Here is a 15,234-nt window from a genome sequence, read left to right as displayed (position 1 = left end):
GTTTCAGCCTTAGGGGCTCGAAGCCATTCGACGTTGTCGCGGCAGCGTTCAAGTCGGCAGTCGGGCAACCCGACATGGTCGAATTTTCAAGGAGACGAGGGCGACGAATTCGTTCCAAGAACTGGAGCGCGATAGCGCTTCACCCCAATCTCACCGCGCTTTGCTGTCTTCCCCAAGGCGACGTGCCAGCGCCATTAGCACGGTGAAGGTCGCGACCCACGCCATCCGCGCGCCGTAGCGGTCGTGCGGGCCCGAGATCACGCCGCAGATGAAGGCGTTGCCGAGCAGCGCCAGCGTCACGGTTGCCGCCAGCAGCGTCAGGTCGTCGAGCCGGCGGATCGCGAGGGCATGCGCAAGCAGCGCGACAAGCGCCAGCATCGAGGCCAGCGCGACGGGCACGTGCAGCCAATTGACATAGTCGAAATCGACGCCCCAGTGCTGCTGGCGCGCGGCGCGCATCGGCGCGGCCTGCGAGGGGATATAGCGTTCGATGATGCCACGGGTGTGCGGGATCCAGCCATTGGTGCCTTCGCCGGTCGCCACATGCAGCAATTGCTGGCCCAGCGCCCGCAACGCCGCGCCGGCCTGCCAGGCCGGATAGTCGGCGAGCGAACCCACGACGATGATGCCCATTTCGTCGTTCATGCCCTCGAAGCGGCCAAGCGTGTTGAACATGCTCTTGCCCCACAGAAATTCGTCGGCGGTCGCCGGCAATTGGTCGCGATAGGGGCAGAGCTTGAGTTTTTCGCGCGGGCAATGGTCGTTGAGATAACGCGCAACGATGCCGTCCTGCATCATGCGGCCGAAGGCAACGCCGGTGCCGCCGGGCGTCCAGGCCCATTTGCCTGACAGCGCATGGTTGGCTGACACCAGCATCAGCCCGCCCACGACGATGGTCAGGCTCGCCTGCGCCAGTCCTGCGACGGGCAGACGCGCGCGCAGGAACGGCCGCATCATCCAGCCGGCAACGCAGAGCCCGAGCAGCACGCCGAGCGTGGCGCTATGGGTCGCGGCGGCAAAGGCGGTGAAGACGAACAGCGAGATTTTTTCGAGCGTTGATGTCCGCTGGCTGCCGACGACCAGCAGAAACAGCGACAGCACCGAGAGCCCTGCGAAGATGTCCGTGAGCAGCATGCTGGCGAGCCAGGGCAGCGCGGTCGACAGGATCAGGAGCAGACTGATCGCGACGAAGAGGAACGTCTGCATCATCGAGAGCACGCGCAAGGTGAGCTGGAGCAGCCACAATGTCGCCAGCGATTGGATCGCGAGGTTGATCCAGAAGCCAAAACTCTCGCCATAGTGCAGATAGAGGCCGAACACGGTGGAGCGGCTCGGAACGAGATAGCCCTCGTACCAGCGCGCCAGATAGCCGCCGGTATCCCATTGCAACAGCGGGTAGCCGTTCCAGAGCGCCGGCGCGATCATCAGGAGAGGCAGGGCGACCGCGGCGAGCCGCAGCCAGAGTGAGCCCGCGGCGCCCGCGCGCAAATGATCGGTGGTGATGGTCAAATCCGCTCCGTCCTCACTCGGACCATGCCCGCAATCACGGTTGAGGCGGAATTCACCAATAGTTTGACGCCGCCCGGCTTGAATTTGGCGAAACCCTGACCATTTTGAGCCGACCTTGCCGCCGGGGGTGTCGGAAGAAACTGTTGTGATTCAACGTGTTGGCATGCCCCCGCTGGGCAACGCACTGTTCACTCTCAGGCAAGCCCGTCAGGACTTTGTCGCTTAGACTGTGTTATAGAACCATCGAAACGAGCCAATTCGAAAGAGCAGATCTCATGGCAGTGCATCAGGTCAATCCGGGAGGAAAGCTCGCAACGCTTGATCCGATCTGGGATCGGATCCGCGGCGAAGCGGAGGACATCGTCCATCGCGAGCCGGAGCTTGCGACCTTCATCTATTCGACGGTGCTGCATCACAGCCGCCTGGAAGATGCTGTCATCCATCGTGTCGCCGATCGGCTCGATCATTCCGCGCTGTCGGGCGATCTCGTGCGCCAGACCTACGACGAGGCGCTACGCGATGATCCCGATCTCGGCAACGCGTTCCGCGCCGATCTCGTCGCCGTTTACGACCGCGACCCCGCGACGTCGCGCTTCATCGACCCGTTGCTCTATTTCAAGGGCTTTCACGCCATCCAGACCCACCGCCTCGCGCATTGGCTCTATCTGAAGGGCCGCAAGGATTTTGCGTATTATCTGCAGAGCCGGGCGTCTGCGGTATTCCAGACCGACATCAATCCCGCCGCGCGCATCGGCCGCGGCATCTTCCTCGACCACGCCACCGGTTTCGTCTGCGGTGAGACTGCGCTGATCGAGGACGACGTCTCGATCCTGCACGGCGTCACGCTCGGCGGCACCGGCAAGGAGAACGAGGACCGCCATCCGAAAATCCGTCACGGGGTCCTGATCGGCGCGGGCGCAAAGATCCTCGGCAATATCGAGATCGGTCATTGCGCGCGCATCGCGGCGGGCTCGGTCGTGGTCAAACCGGTGCCGCACAACGTGACGGTCGCAGGCGTGCCCGCCAAGGTCGTCGGCGAAGCCGGCTGCGCCGAGCCGTCGCGCACCATGGATCAGATGATCAACGCCATGGGACTTTGAGGCGGGACTCTGAGGCGGACTTCGAGCTTGTCGGAAGGGCGGGATTTCCCGCCCCTTTCGGTCCCCAAATTCTTTGGCAATTCATGCTGGCGGTTGGTCGCGTCTCGTCCTAAAACCCGCGCCAACCTAGATTTCGATTGGAGACTTGCCGTGGACGTCAAGGAAGTTAGGAAGCTCGACGCGTACCTGAAACGCGTATTCGGCAATCCCAAGATCCGCGTCGTGCCGCGGCCTAAGAAGGATGATTCCGCCGAAGTCTATATCGGCGAGGAATTCATCGGTGTGCTCTTCGTCGACGACGAGGACGATGATCGCTCGTTCCAGTTCCAGATGGCGATCCTCGAGGACGATCTGGTCGACCAGGAGTGATGCGACACGACTGGTGAGGCGGAACTTCCCGCCCTCACCATTTGGTGTCTGACGCGGCGGTGCGATCGGCCGCCGCTTTTCCCATATTCCTTCCATGCGAACAGTTCTGATCTCCGGGGCGGGGATTGCAGGGCCGACGCTCGCCTATTGGCTCAAGGCGGCGGGCTACGCGCCGACGCTGGTCGAGCGCGCGAGCGCACTTCGTCGCGGCGGCTACGTGATCGATTTCTGGGGACTCGGCTACGACATCGCCGAACGGATGGGGCTGCTGCCGGCGATCGAGAACGCCGGCTATCGCGCCAGGGAAATGCGGATCGTCGACGATCATGGCCGGCGTATCGCCGGATTTGGCACGGACGTCCTCGACGATCTCACAGGCGGCCGCTACGTCACTCTGGCACGAAGCGATCTGTCGCGCCTGCTGTACGGTACGGTCCGCGACGGTGTTGAAACGATCTTCGATGAGGAGATCGTTGGCCTGGAGCAGCAGCCTGAATGGGTCGACGTCCAGTTGCGGCGCGGCGGGAGCCGACGTTTCGATCTCGTCGTCGGTGCTGACGGCTTGCATTCGCAGGTGCGCAGCCTTGCGTTCGGCTCGATCGGGACGTTCGAAAGAAATCTCGGCTATGGCGTCGCGGCATTCGAAACCCGCGGCTATCGTCGTCGCGACGAGAATGTGTATCTGATGCACAACCGGCCGGGCCGGATGATTGGCCGTTTCGCGCTGTGCAATGATCGCACCTTGTTCCTCTTCGTGTTTCGCGGCGATGCAGGCGGGCCTGCCGCAAAGGCACAGCTGCGTGATCTCTATCGCGACGCCCGCTGGGAATGCCCAGACATTCTGAACGAACTCGAGCGCACCGATGATTTGTATTGCGACCGGGTCAGCCAGATCAGGATGGACGGCTGGTCGCGGGGCCGCGTCGTGCTGATTGGAGACGCTGCCTTCTGCGTGTCGCTCGTCGCCGGGCAGGGCTCGGCTCTGGCCATGATCTCTGCCTATGTGCTTGCGGGAGAACTCGCACGCGCCGACGGGCGCCACGAGCAAGCATTCAGCGCCTATGAGACCCGCCTTCGCAGCTATATCGGCGCCAAGCAGCGCGGAGCGGAGCGCTTCGCCGCGGCATTTGCGCCGCGGACGTCATGGGGATTGTGGTTTCGCAATCAGGTCGTGAAGGCGTTCTCGTTGCCAGGCGCGGCGAGACTCGCCATCGGCCGAGACCTTGCCGACAAGCTTGATCTGCCGACTTATCGCTGGAGCGATCACAAGGAGATCGGCGTTTGAATTGCCTGCGGCTTTGAATCATTTTCGAAAAAGACGAATTCTCGGGAGGGGCCGAATTTTTTGCAGGCTGGCTTCGAAAATACGAAGTCATGCCAGGCACTTGGCTACTGTGCATGGGGTTGTTTTCGCAGTTTTTGTTTTGGAGGCTCGGGGCGCAGAGGCTGCGCTCAGCCCTTCGGGCCGCGCAGTTGCGCCGTCAGCTTCTCCATCGCTTCCGCCGCATCGCGCCACTGCGATAGCCAGCTGCGCGGAAAGCGGAAGGTGAGGTCGGCGCCGCCGACGCGGCGTTCGGCGAGGCACATGCCGGGCGTCGCCGCATCCCGCGTGCAGCGCGCGGTCAGTGCAGGACTCGCGGCAGAATAGAGATCCTCGTTGCCGTAGGGCGTATCGGCGCGGAACATCCGCATTGTCAGCCCGTCCTGGGGCGTTGCCGCGGCCTGGTCGAGATAGCGCGGATAGATCGTGGCGGTGCGCTGCTCGGGCGAGAGCGCATCGCGATGCGCGGCGATCGACAGGAAGATGCGGTCGATCGGCTGCATCGCCGCATCCACACTATCGGCGGTGACGTGCTTCGGCGCGCCCGGCGGCTCGAGCGAGGGATACAGGAAGTCGAGATCGATCCGCTCCTGCGGCCCGGAGTGGCGCTGGATCTTCATGCGGATCGCGTTGGTCGGCAGGTTGAACAGCGTGCCGCCGACGCTCACCGGCAGCTTGTCCGGGGCGTTCACGCCGCTCGGGCCCCAGGTCGGCCACAACAAATAGGCGACGAGCGCGACGGCGCACACCGCGGCAGTGCCGCCGAGCACGATCGGGATGACGTGTGCCCGGGTGTGCGCTCGGGGAGATTGAGGGGAAATTGCCGAAAACACCGTCATGAGCCGCGCGAATGAGCCGGAAGTCGGCCGATGGCCGTCGAATCAGCAGCGAATATGCCACGCGGCTGCGATTTCGCGGAGCGTTCGCCGACTGCAGGGAAGGGAGCCAGGCCTGCGTGGAACGGCCGGCGGCGTTAACCTTCCCTTAAGGATAATGTAGCGTTAACCGGCACTCTTTGTCACAGGAAGTCACCTCGCGTTGCGTAAGGGCGGACCGTTCCGATGACACCTGAAGCTCTCAATACATTCTTCTCGATCGGCATCGGTTTCGCGCTCGCGGGAGCGCTCGTCAGCGGATACCAGACGGTCGCACAGCGGCCCGCCGGCTTCGGTCTGTTGCAGGACGGCGTGGCGCCGAAGACCTTCGCGGCGGTTCCGTTCCTGGTGTTCGCGGCTCCCTTCATCATCATGCGCAACACCCTGCGCGGCAGGCAGGTGGAGAGCCGCCGCGTCGAATTCGTGATGATGGCGACCGTGATCGCCGGCTTCTGGAGCATGATGAGCGGCACCTTCTTCCTGATGACGCTCCGCGCGGCCGGCGTTCTGGTCTGATACGGGCGCTGTAGGGCTGCCTGCGCGGCGGGCCTTTGCGTCAAGGCTGCCGTTTCGCTATGGCTGGGGTTGACCCGACAGGAGACCCTCATGGCGATCTACGAGCTCGACGGGCAGGCGCCCGACCTTCCCGCCGACGGCAATTACTTCATCGCTGAGACCGCCACCGTGATCGGCCGCGTGCGCCTGAAGCCGGGCGCGAGCGTCTGGTTCGGCGCGGTGCTGCGCGGCGACAATGAGTGGATCGAGATCGGCGAGGGATCCAACGTGCAGGACGGCTCGACCTGCCACACCGATCTCGGTTTTCCGCTTCACATCGGCAGAAACTGTACGGTCGGCCACAACGTCATCCTGCACGGCTGCACCATCGAGGAGGGCGCACTCGTCGGCATGGGCTCCATCGTGATGAACGGCGCCAGGATCGGACGCAACAGCATCGTCGGCGCCGGCTCTGTCATCACCGAGGGCAAGGAATTCCCCGAACGGTCCCTGATCATCGGTTCGCCGGCGCGGGTGATCCGCACGCTCGACGACGTCCAGGTGCAGAAGATGGGCAGCGCGGCGAAGTTCTACGTCGCGAACGGCCCGCGCTTCACGAAGGGCCTAAAGCGGATCGACTGAGATGCACGCAGGCCGTGTGCGGCCGGCATCTGGTTCCGTACCGTAAAAATACCCGCCCGTATTTTAATCCTCCGCTAGCGCCATCATGCCTATCCTGGAGCGTTTTCAACCAGGAGGAGTGGCGCCATGGATGCTGCGGCGCTGGGATCCGGACTCGGCGCCGGAACCAAATTTGTGAAAAAGCTCGTTCGTTTCGCTCGCGGCGCGGATACCCTGAGCGTTGCGGAGAAAGTCTACAGCATTGCCGGCTTTCTCGCGATCGTCACCACCTTCCTGCTCGTGATGTCGATCCAGACCGTCCGCCTGCAGACGACCTACCGCCACATGCACGCCTCTTCGGCGGAGGCGGCGATCAATGTCGGGCGTATCAACACGCTGATCTACGCCGTCGTCATGGAATCGCGCGGCATCTACATGTCCGCCGATCGCGGCGCGATGAAGCAGTTCGCCGACGGTCTGGTGCGCCGTAACCGCGAACTCGCCGAGGCGGTGAAGAGCATGGAGCGGACCGTCGCCGCCGACGATGCCGCGCAAGTCTCGAGCTTCCGCCAGCGCATCGCGCAGTTCATCGAATTTCGCCAGGAACTTGTTCGGCGCGGGCTGGAGATCAGTCCGGCCGCAGCGCGCGAATGGGGCGATAACGACGCCAACCGGACGCTACGCAACAAGCTCAATCTCGATCTGGAGACGCTGGAACGGATCTACGGGCAGCGCGCCCGCGAGGCGGACGAACTTGCCAACGAGAACCGCTATGCCGCGGCTTATTTGTTCGTGCTCGGGCTCGTGGCGCTCGTTTTCGCGGGGCTGAACGTCGTTGTGATGCGGGGCTCGGTGGTCGGGGCGCTGGCTGAGATCACGCAAGCGACCGACCGCATTGCCGACGGTGACGTCAAGAGCGAGGTGCCGCATCTCGGCCGTCACGACGAGATCGGTCGTCTTGCGCGAGCCGTACAGAACTTCCGCGATGCGGTGGCGCGGATCTTCGAGCTCGAGGAGATCGAACTCGGCACAGCGCAGGCGCGCGACGCGGCCATGACCGAGCGCGACAAGTTCAACGACAAGTACCAGGCCAAGAAGTGGCAGCTTTCGGCAGCTATCAACAGCATGCCGCAGGGCCTGGTTATGCTCGACGGCAAGGCCAATGTGGTCGCGATGAACACCAACTACCGGGGGATCTACAATCTACCCGAGACGATCCAGGCCGGGTCGACGCTCGAGGAAATTCTCCAGCACAGAGTCAGGAGCGGGTTGTTCAGCGGTAACGTCGCGAAATATGTCGCGGCGGTCCTCGACCGGATCACCAAGCGCGAGCCGGCGGTCGACGAGGTCGCCCTGAATGACGGCCGCATCATCAAGATCTACGAGCGTCCGATGGACGGTGGCGGCTGGGTGTCGGTGCAGGAAGACGTCACCGAGCAGCGTCAGCGCGAGCGCATTCTCGAGCGGATGGAGCGCTTCCTCGCCACCATCATCGAGAACGTGGCCGAGGGCATCATCGCCAAGGACGCGCGCAATTTGCGTTACGTCTTCGTCAACAAGGCGGCCGAGAAGATGATCGGCATGTCGCGCGGCGAGATCATCGGCAAGACCGCGCGGGAGTTGTTCTCCGCGGAGGCAGCCGAATTGATCGAGCAGCGCGACCAACAGCTTCTGGCGCAGAAACAGCAGCTCGAGCCGATCGTCGATACCATCGACAATGCCGCGCGCGGGCGCCGCGTGATCTCCGCCCGCCGTGTCCAGATCGGCGGCGCAGGGGAAGAGTCCCACATGTTCGTGACCATGGTCGAGGACCGGACCGAGGGGATGGTGGCGGCCGCGTAGTTCAACGGCGCGCGCCATTCGAAGCGGCGCCTCAGCTTCCCTCGGATTCGCGCGCTTCGATCGCACCCGCGACCCTCTCGTGACCGGCAGCCCACAACGCGTGTTCGTCGCTGCCGTCCGAGTAAGGATTGGCTTCTGCCGGAATGTTTTCGCGCGCGGCGCGTTCGCCCTCCGCAAAAGGATCGCGATCCGTCATCCTGATTTCGCCTCTCTGGTTTGCAGCGTCGAACGCGATCGGCTTTCGCATGATCGTGGCTCTCCCCCTTTCAAGCTGAACTGACGGCAATTGTTCCGGAACCGGTCATCGATGCGGCGGTTGATCGGTAAAGGAGCATTCGAATGGCAACATCGTCCGCAACCTGTTCAATCAAGACCATGATTGTCATCTTCGCCCTTGCCGCGATGCCGGCCGTAGCGTTCGCGCAAGCGAGCGGCGGCGCAGCGGGATCGGCCGGAGGTGTCGCCAATTCTCCGGCTCCGCCGCCCGGGACCAACAGCCTGGGTACGGCGCAATCATCGGGAGCGAATGCCACCTCCGGAACCACCACCGGGACCGGCGCAGGTGGATCCACCGACGCCGCCGTCAACGCCGAGAACCGGCTGCTCGACAAGAAGCTCAAGAGCATCTGCCGCGGCTGCTGACGCTCGCGCGGAAGTGAGGCAGCGTGGCTGTCCGGAATGCCCAGGGAACGCTAGCTTGATCCTGCTTTGAGCGTGGAGCGTGTCCACGCGGAGGATCGAGTGGATGTTACGCAAGATGATGATGGCGGCGCTGGCCGTCGCGATAGTCGGGCTGTCAGCCCCACAGGCCGCCCAGGCGCGGGGCGGTTTCGGCCACGGTGGTGGCGGCTGGGGCCACGGTGGCGGCTGGGGTCACGGCGGCCACTGGCATGGCGGTGGCTTCTGGCCGGGAATCGCCATCGGGGCGGGTATCGCCGGCGCGGGTTATTACGGCGGCTATTACGGCTACGGCCAACCGTATTACGGCGATCCCTATTACTATGGTACCGGCTACGACGATGGTGGCTATGGCGGCTGCTACGTCGTGCGCAAGCGCGTCATGACGCCGTCGGGCTGGCGCATCCGCTCCGTGGATGTCTGCGAATAGGCGGCGGTACCCGTTAAAAAACAAGGCCGTTGACGCAATATACCGTCAACGACCTTGCCAGCCCCGGACATTGAAATCGGCTCACGCCATCCGGTGACGGCGAGCATCGCTCGGAATCATACGGGCGAATGTGATCCAGTTCACAAGTCCAAAAATTTAGGCGGCGCCGGCTGCTCAGCTGCGCGAGCGCTTACGTGCACTGGCATGGACACGATGCCGCGCCGGTTTCCTGCGGGTAACCGAGGGAGTCTCCGCCTCGGTCGCCCGGGCGCTCGCAAAGGATTGCCGCAGGCCGTCGATGGACTCGTTGAGTGTCGTGACCTGCTCGGACAGACGCTTGGTGTCGGCCTGCTGGAATGCGAGCAAGCGCTTCATACTCTGGAGCTGGTCCTGCACGACCTGAAGCTGGTCGATCGATTCCTGCTGGGTTGCCTCCAGCCCCTTGGTCTTCTCGACCAGCTGCTCGGATGCCTGTGCGGTCCGAGCCTGCAGCTGCCGCGACGCCACCACCCGGTCGGTCTCAGGGGCTGAGCCGGTATAGGCGCGCCAGATCGCGATCGAGGTCACACCGGCGATCAGCAGGAGGAGGGCGGCGGCGGTCAGCGCGATAGGCTGGGCGCCGAGGCGAAGAAGCGGGTTGGACGGTGCGTCCTCTGCGAGATCGATCATCGCTGACAAAACCCAAATTGAAACTTGGTGAGTGGCGAAGACCGGCAACCTGAGGCCACCGGGGCGTCCCGAAAGCGTTACGTTTCGGCAAGGAATGGGACCAAAAAGAGGCTAAGAGCAAAAAAACCAGCAATCAGGATGCCTTAGGGCATCCAAGCGCCCGTCAGAGGCAGAGATCAGGGCTGAAACGGCGAAAACGGACCTGAATAAGTCTTCGATCGGGGCGCCGCATAGGGTCCGAGCCGGGAGGTTTTCAGTCCCAATCGCACCAGTGATTCCGCCAAGGTCACCGCGGCCGCGACGCCGTCGATCACGGGCAGGCCGTGCGTGGCGGCGAGTTCATTGGCGAGATCGGCCATGCCGGCGCAACCGAGCACGATGGCCTCTGCGCGGTCGTCGCGGATCGCGGCCGTGATTTCCGTAGAGATTTTTGCGAGCGCATCGGTGTTGCGCTCCTCCAGCGCGAGCACCGGCACCTCGGCGGCGCGGACGCGGGTGCAGCGGTCGGTGAGGCCGTATTTCCGCAAATTATGTTCGATCGGCACGATGGAAACACCGAGCGTCGTCACCACGGCGAAGCGCGCGGCGATCAGGCTCGCCATGTGGAAGCCGGCCTCGCCAATGCCGATCACGGGCGTCTTTGCCGCGGCGCGCGCGGCGTCGAGACCGGTGTCGTCGAAGCAGGCGATTATGTGCGCATCCGCGCCGTCGCGGTCGGCCTCGCGGATGCAGCCGAGCATGCCGGGCACCGCGAACGCCTCGTCGTAAAATCCCTCGATCGAGACCGGGCCCATCGTGGGCTGGCGCGCATCGATCATCGTGTCGGGCAGGGCGACGCTTCGCGCGGCAGCGGCGATCTTCACCGTCATGGTCGCAGTGGTGTTGGGATTGACGACGTGAAGCCGCATCAGATCAGACAAGCCCCTTTTCAGACAAGCCCCTTGCCGGCGTCCGAGCCTTTGGCCGCCTGTCGCTTGTTCAGCATGTGGATGGTGCCAAGCGCAAGCGCGATCACCGTGAACGAGACGGCCGAGATCACGGTGCCGAGCGCATAGATGTCGGGGTTGGTCACGGTGGTGGTGAGGCCCTGGAGATCGAGAGGCAGCGTGTTCACGGCCCCGATCGCCTGGCTGGAACGCGCGAGTTCGTCCCAGGACAGCGTGAAGCCGAACAGGCCGATACCGATCACGGAGGGCAGGATGATCGGCAGCACGACATGACGGAAGGCCTGCCACGGCGTCGCACCGAGATCGCGCGCGGCTTCCTCGAGCCTGGGATCGAAGCGGTTGAAGATCGCGAACATGATGAGCAGGCCGAACGGCAGCGTCCAGGTCAAATGCGCGCCGAGGCCGGAAGTGAGCAGGCCCATCGAGGTCTCGAAATTCTCGTTGAAGGTGCCCTTGATCACATCGTCGATGATGCGGAATTCAAGCGAGATGCCGAGCGAGGTGATGATCGAGGGCACGATGAGGCTCGCGATCGCCGAGTAGAACAGGATGCTTTGCGCCTTGAACTTGCGGCGAAACGCCATGCCCGCGGCGACCGACAGCACGACGGTGACGATCATCACGATAATGCCGAGCAGCAGCGAACGGCGAAAGGCCGCGCCGAGATCGACGATGCCGGTACCCTGGAACAGTTTTGCGATCCAGAAAGTCGACACACCGTTCATCGGGAAGGTGAGGCCACCCTGCGGCCCCTGGAACGACAGCACGTAGATCGCGATCATCGGGCCGTAGAGAAACAGCGTGTAGGCTGCGAAGAAGATCGCGAGCACGTAGAAAGAGCGCGGGCGTCCTTCCTTCATGCTCTAGAGCTCCTTCTTGATGTCGACGATGCGCGACATCATGGTGATGATCAGGAAGGTGATGACGAGCAGGATCACGGCGTTGGCCGCTGCTGCCGGGAATTGCAGCGCGTTCACCCGCGTCTCGATGATCTTGCCGGCGGCCGCGATCTGCTGCCCGCCCATCACGCCGATGGTGATGAAATCGCCCATCACGATGGTGATGACGAAGATCGAGCCGATCACGATGCCAGGTTTTGCCAGGGGAATGATGACGTTGACGAGGGTCTGGAAACCGGTCGCGCCGGCGTCATAGGCGGCCTCGATCAGCGATTTGTCGATGCGAACCATCGAGTTGAAGATCGGCACCACCATGAAGAAGGTGAAGAGGTGCACAAGTGCCAGCACCACGGAGAATTCGGAGAACAGCAGCCATTCAACGGGATGGTTGATCAGCCCCGTCTTCACCAAGCCTGAGTTGACAAGGCCGTCGCGTCCGAGCAGCGGAATCCAGGCGATCATGCGGATCACGTTGGAGGTCCAGAACGGGATCGTGCAGAGCAGCGACAGTCCCATCTGCCAGGTCTTCGACTTGACGTGGAAGGCGAGGAAGTAGGCGACCCAAAAGCCAATGAAAAGTGTGATGACCCACACGAGGAAGCACAGCTTCAGCGTCTTCAGATAAGTCTTGGCGATCGTGCAGAGATCGGGGAGCTGCGCGATGCAGCCTTCGAACGTGTCGGTGTAACCGCGGCCCGAGAAGGCCGGCAGCAACTGGTATTCGTTGTAGTCCCAGAACGAGACGATGACGACGAAGACGAGGGGGATCAGGAAGAAGGCGAGGAACACCAGCATCATCGGCCCGGCCTGAAGCCAGGAGATGAAGGAGGGTGACAGCCGCGCCGCTTTGCTGCGGCGCGCCGTCTCCGATCCCCGGACCAGGTCCGGGGATGCCTGTTGCAAAATGTCCTCCGACGTGTCCATCAGATTACGCTGCGATGAACTCGTTCCACTTGCGCACCATGTAGTCGTTCTCGTCCATCACGGCGTTCCAGCACGCGACGCCGCCCATGCGGTCCTCGTAGGAGCCGCCGTCGCGCACGGCGCCGGCCTTCTCGAGCAGCGAGCCGTCGGGCGCCTTGATGTCCTTCTCTGCCGCCTTGCCTTCCATCCAGTAGGCCCACTCGTACGGCTCCATATGCGCCTTCGCGGTGGAGAGCACGGCGGAGTAGTAGCCCTGGCGGTTGAGATAAGCGCCGGCATAGCCGGAAAGGAACCAGTTGACGAACTCGTAGGCCCATTCGAGCTTCGCACCCGAGACGCCCTTGGAGACACAGAAGCCGGACGCCCAGGAGCGATAGCCTTCCTTGAGCGGCTGGAAGGTGCAGGCAATCCCCATCGAGCGGACCTTCGTCACCGCCGGCGACCACATCGACTGGATGACGGTCTCGCCCGAGGCCATCAGGTTGACGCTCTCGTTGAAGTCTTTCCAGAAGGCGCGGAACTGACCGGCCTTCTTGGCTTCGGTCATCACCTTCATCGTAAGATCGATCTCTTCCTTGGTCATGTTGCCCTTGTCGGCATATTTGTACTTGCCGGTGGCTTCCACGACCATCGCGGCATCCATGATGCCGATCGAGGGGATGTTGAGGATCGAGGCCTTGCCCTTGAACTCGGGATTGAGCAATTCGGCCCACGAGCTGATCGGACGCTTGATGATGTCGGGGCGGATACCGAGCGTGTCGGCGTTGTAGACGGTCGGGATGAGCGTGACGAACTCGGTTGCCGAGGTCGCGAACTTCTTGGAGTCCTTGCCTTCGAGATAGAGCACCTTCCAGGGCGCGGTGCCCTGGCCGCCGATCTTCTTGCCGCCGGGAGTGACGCCCTTGGTGAAGACGGGCGTGATGTTGTCGAATTCCTTGATCTTCCTGGCATCGAGGGCAAGGATGTTGCCCGACGGCACGATCTTCTTCAGCGCGAAATATTCGGTGTCGAGCACGTCGAAGGAGTTCGGCTGGGTCATCACGCGCTTGGTGACGTCGTCGGTGGTCGCGGTGATGTATTCGATCTTGATGCCGGTGTCCTTCAGGCACTGCTTGGAGATCTCGTCGCCCTCGTTAACCGCGGTGCCGAGATAGCGCAGCACCTTCGGCTCGGCCGACATGACGTAGGGAAATCCGGTGATGGCGCCGGAGCCGGCGGCAAGGCCGGCGAGACCCGCGGTGCTCTTCAGTAGCGTGCGGCGGCTAAGGCCCTTCTTCCTGGTCGTTTCGGTCATATCACTGACTCCTCTGTTGCGCATTCCGGTGATTGATCGGCGCTATTGCAGACGTTGCGCCTTGGCGGGATCCCAGGTGGCCAGCACGCGATCGCCCGGCCGGAACTGGTGGACGTCGAAGGCGGCCTCGGGAAGGTGGGAGAACAGGGCGGTCCCGTCTTCGAGCGTGAGCGAGACGGCGATGTAGGAGCCCTGGTACTCGGTCTGGGTCAGCAGCGCCGGCGCGCCGACCGCGCCGTCGGCGATCGGCACGATGCCGAGCTGATCGGCGCGCACGGCGATGAGTTTGCCTGCGTCGCTGAGGACGTTGTGGCCGCCGATGAAGCGCGCCACGAATTCGGTGCGGGGATGATGGAAGATGTCGCGGGCGCTTCCCTGCTGCTCGATCCTGCCCTGGTTCATCACGACGATGTGGTCGGCCAGCGCCATCGCCTCTTCCTGGCCGTGCGTGACCTGAACGAAGCTGATGCCGAGCTCGCGCTGCAGCCGCTTCAGTTCGCCGCGCATCCTGACCCGCAGGAATGGGTCGAGCGCCGAGAGCGGCTCGTCGAGCAACAGGATCTGCGGCTCGGTGATCAGCGCGCGGGCCAGCGCGACGCGCTGCTGCTGGCCGCCGGAGAGCTGTGCGGGGAGGCGGGCCGCGTAGGGCGTCATCGCCACCAGCTCGAGCAGCTCGCCGGCGCGCTTGTGCCGCGTCGCCCGGTCGATGCCGCGCATTTTCAGGGCAAACGCCACGTTGTCGATCACGGTGAGGTGTGGAAACAGCGCGTAGGACTGGAACATCATCGCCGTACCGCGCTTGGCGGGTTCGAGATCGGTGACGTTCTGCGGGCCTATGATGATGTCGCCCTCACTGACGGCCTCGTGGCCGGCGATCATGCGCAAGGTCGAGGTTTTGCCGCAGCCGGAGGGGCCGAGCAGGCAGCAATAGGTGCCGGCCGGGATCTTCAAATTGACGGTGTCGACCGCCAGCGTCGTGTCGTAGCGCTTGGTGACGGCGACCAGTTCGAGGGCGGCGGGAGTGGCCATGGCGTGTCCGGGGCGAGGGCGATGCTGCGCCTCTCTCCGCAAGGTCCATGCCAATCGCGCTTGAATCGTTCTCGGCCGGCCGAATTCCAAAACAGTGCAGCGGAGTCAGATCGTTAGATCGAATCCCTCGGGCGTGGGCGGCTCGTTGCCTTCGCAGCTGCGTGCACACAAAACAGGCGCGGATTGTATAAAGTTTCGCCTGTGATTGGATACAGCTGGTCGATTAGGATTC

The 15,234-nt window shown here is 63.3% G+C and carries 17 protein-coding genes; 8 read left to right on the top strand and 9 right to left on the bottom strand.

Features of this window, described 5'->3' with window-relative positions; translation table 11 throughout:
• Positions 1 to 150: 150 nt before the first annotated feature.
• Positions 151 to 1,509 (bottom strand): hypothetical protein, encoded by a 1,359-nt coding sequence (locus AC0L30_RS06615; RefSeq protein ID WP_473404048.1) that lies wholly within the window; start codon positions 1,507 to 1,509, stop codon positions 151 to 153.
• A gap of 275 nt (positions 1,510 to 1,784) precedes the next feature.
• Between AC0L30_RS06615 and cysE the strand changes: the two genes are divergently transcribed.
• The 3 genes from cysE to AC0L30_RS06600 all read left to right on the top strand — a co-directional run bounded on the left by cysE (position 1,785) and on the right by AC0L30_RS06600 (position 4,263).
• Positions 1,785 to 2,609, top strand: a complete 825-nt coding sequence (cysE, locus tag AC0L30_RS06610; RefSeq protein WP_007602549.1) for a serine O-acetyltransferase — start codon at positions 1,785 to 1,787, stop codon at positions 2,607 to 2,609.
• Positions 2,610 to 2,759: 150 nt separating this feature from the next.
• Positions 2,760 to 2,978: a DUF3126 family protein gene (locus AC0L30_RS06605; RefSeq protein ID WP_007602550.1), complete on the top strand. Its 219-nt coding sequence runs from the start codon at positions 2,760 to 2,762 to the stop codon at positions 2,976 to 2,978.
• A 94-nt stretch (positions 2,979 to 3,072) separates the two neighbouring features.
• Entirely contained in the window at positions 3,073 to 4,263 is a 1,191-nt protein-coding gene (locus AC0L30_RS06600) for an FAD-binding domain (protein ID WP_473404047.1), read from the top strand.
• A 167-nt stretch (positions 4,264 to 4,430) separates the two neighbouring features.
• Here AC0L30_RS06600 and AC0L30_RS06595 read toward each other — a convergent pair whose 3' ends face one another.
• Positions 4,431 to 5,138 (bottom strand): hypothetical protein, encoded by a 708-nt coding sequence (locus AC0L30_RS06595; protein ID WP_473404046.1) that lies wholly within the window; start codon positions 5,136 to 5,138, stop codon positions 4,431 to 4,433.
• Between the two features lie 222 nt (positions 5,139 to 5,360).
• Here AC0L30_RS06595 and AC0L30_RS06590 point away from each other — a divergent pair, with 222 nt between their 5' ends.
• From AC0L30_RS06590 to AC0L30_RS06580, 3 genes are all read left to right on the top strand, one after another.
• Positions 5,361 to 5,690, top strand: a complete 330-nt coding sequence (locus AC0L30_RS06590) for a DUF6949 family protein (protein ID WP_007602553.1) — start codon at positions 5,361 to 5,363, stop codon at positions 5,688 to 5,690.
• A gap of 90 nt (positions 5,691 to 5,780) precedes the next feature.
• Positions 5,781 to 6,311 (top strand): gamma carbonic anhydrase family protein, encoded by a 531-nt coding sequence (locus tag AC0L30_RS06585; protein ID WP_473404045.1) that lies wholly within the window; start codon positions 5,781 to 5,783, stop codon positions 6,309 to 6,311.
• A 174-nt stretch (positions 6,312 to 6,485) separates the two neighbouring features.
• Entirely contained in the window at positions 6,486 to 8,132 is a 1,647-nt protein-coding gene (locus tag AC0L30_RS06580; RefSeq protein WP_473404044.1) for a PAS-domain containing protein, read from the top strand.
• Positions 8,133 to 8,163: 31 nt separating this feature from the next.
• Here the strand turns inward: AC0L30_RS06580 and AC0L30_RS06575 are convergent, their stop codons facing one another.
• The gene (locus AC0L30_RS06575) at positions 8,164 to 8,328 is read right to left on the bottom strand and encodes a hypothetical protein (protein WP_473404043.1); all 165 of its coding nucleotides are present in this window, start codon (positions 8,326 to 8,328) and stop codon (positions 8,164 to 8,166) included.
• 143 nt (positions 8,329 to 8,471) lie between these two features.
• Between AC0L30_RS06575 and AC0L30_RS06570 the strand changes: the two genes are divergently transcribed.
• The gene (locus AC0L30_RS06570; protein WP_007602556.1) at positions 8,472 to 8,774 is read left to right on the top strand and encodes a hypothetical protein; all 303 of its coding nucleotides are present in this window, start codon (positions 8,472 to 8,474) and stop codon (positions 8,772 to 8,774) included.
• Positions 8,775 to 8,877: 103 nt separating this feature from the next.
• The gene (locus tag AC0L30_RS06565; protein WP_354158947.1) at positions 8,878 to 9,240 is read left to right on the top strand and encodes a hypothetical protein; all 363 of its coding nucleotides are present in this window, start codon (positions 8,878 to 8,880) and stop codon (positions 9,238 to 9,240) included.
• 174 nt (positions 9,241 to 9,414) lie between these two features.
• Here AC0L30_RS06565 and AC0L30_RS06560 read toward each other — a convergent pair whose 3' ends face one another.
• The 6 genes from AC0L30_RS06560 to AC0L30_RS06535 form a co-directional block, all read right to left on the bottom strand.
• A complete protein-coding gene (locus AC0L30_RS06560) occupies positions 9,415 to 9,909 on the bottom strand; it encodes a hypothetical protein (protein ID WP_473404042.1) in 495 nt (164 codons plus the stop codon).
• Between the two features lie 176 nt (positions 9,910 to 10,085).
• Positions 10,086 to 10,817: an aspartate/glutamate racemase family protein gene (locus tag AC0L30_RS06555; protein ID WP_007602560.1), complete on the bottom strand. Its 732-nt coding sequence runs from the start codon at positions 10,815 to 10,817 to the stop codon at positions 10,086 to 10,088.
• Positions 10,818 to 10,837: 20 nt separating this feature from the next.
• On the bottom strand, positions 10,838 to 11,716 hold the full coding sequence (locus AC0L30_RS06550; protein WP_007602561.1) for an ABC transporter permease: 879 nt from the start codon (positions 11,714 to 11,716) through the stop codon (positions 10,838 to 10,840).
• A 3-nt stretch (positions 11,717 to 11,719) separates the two neighbouring features.
• The gene (locus AC0L30_RS06545; RefSeq protein WP_473404041.1) at positions 11,720 to 12,679 is read right to left on the bottom strand and encodes an ABC transporter permease; all 960 of its coding nucleotides are present in this window, start codon (positions 12,677 to 12,679) and stop codon (positions 11,720 to 11,722) included.
• A 4-nt stretch (positions 12,680 to 12,683) separates the two neighbouring features.
• Entirely contained in the window at positions 12,684 to 13,973 is a 1,290-nt protein-coding gene (locus AC0L30_RS06540; RefSeq protein ID WP_007602563.1) for an ABC transporter substrate-binding protein, read from the bottom strand.
• Between the two features lie 42 nt (positions 13,974 to 14,015).
• Positions 14,016 to 15,002 carry an ABC transporter ATP-binding protein gene (locus tag AC0L30_RS06535; RefSeq protein ID WP_473404040.1) on the bottom strand — a complete coding sequence of 329 codons (987 nt, stop codon included), beginning with the start codon at positions 15,000 to 15,002 and terminating at the stop codon, positions 14,016 to 14,018.
• Between the last annotated feature and the right edge of the window lie 232 nt (positions 15,003 to 15,234).

The sequence above is a fragment of the Bradyrhizobium sp. MI1.11 genome (assembly GCF_055811255.1).
The sequence above is the reverse complement of the archived record's forward strand: the minus strand, read 5'-3'. Positions and strand labels throughout refer to the sequence as shown.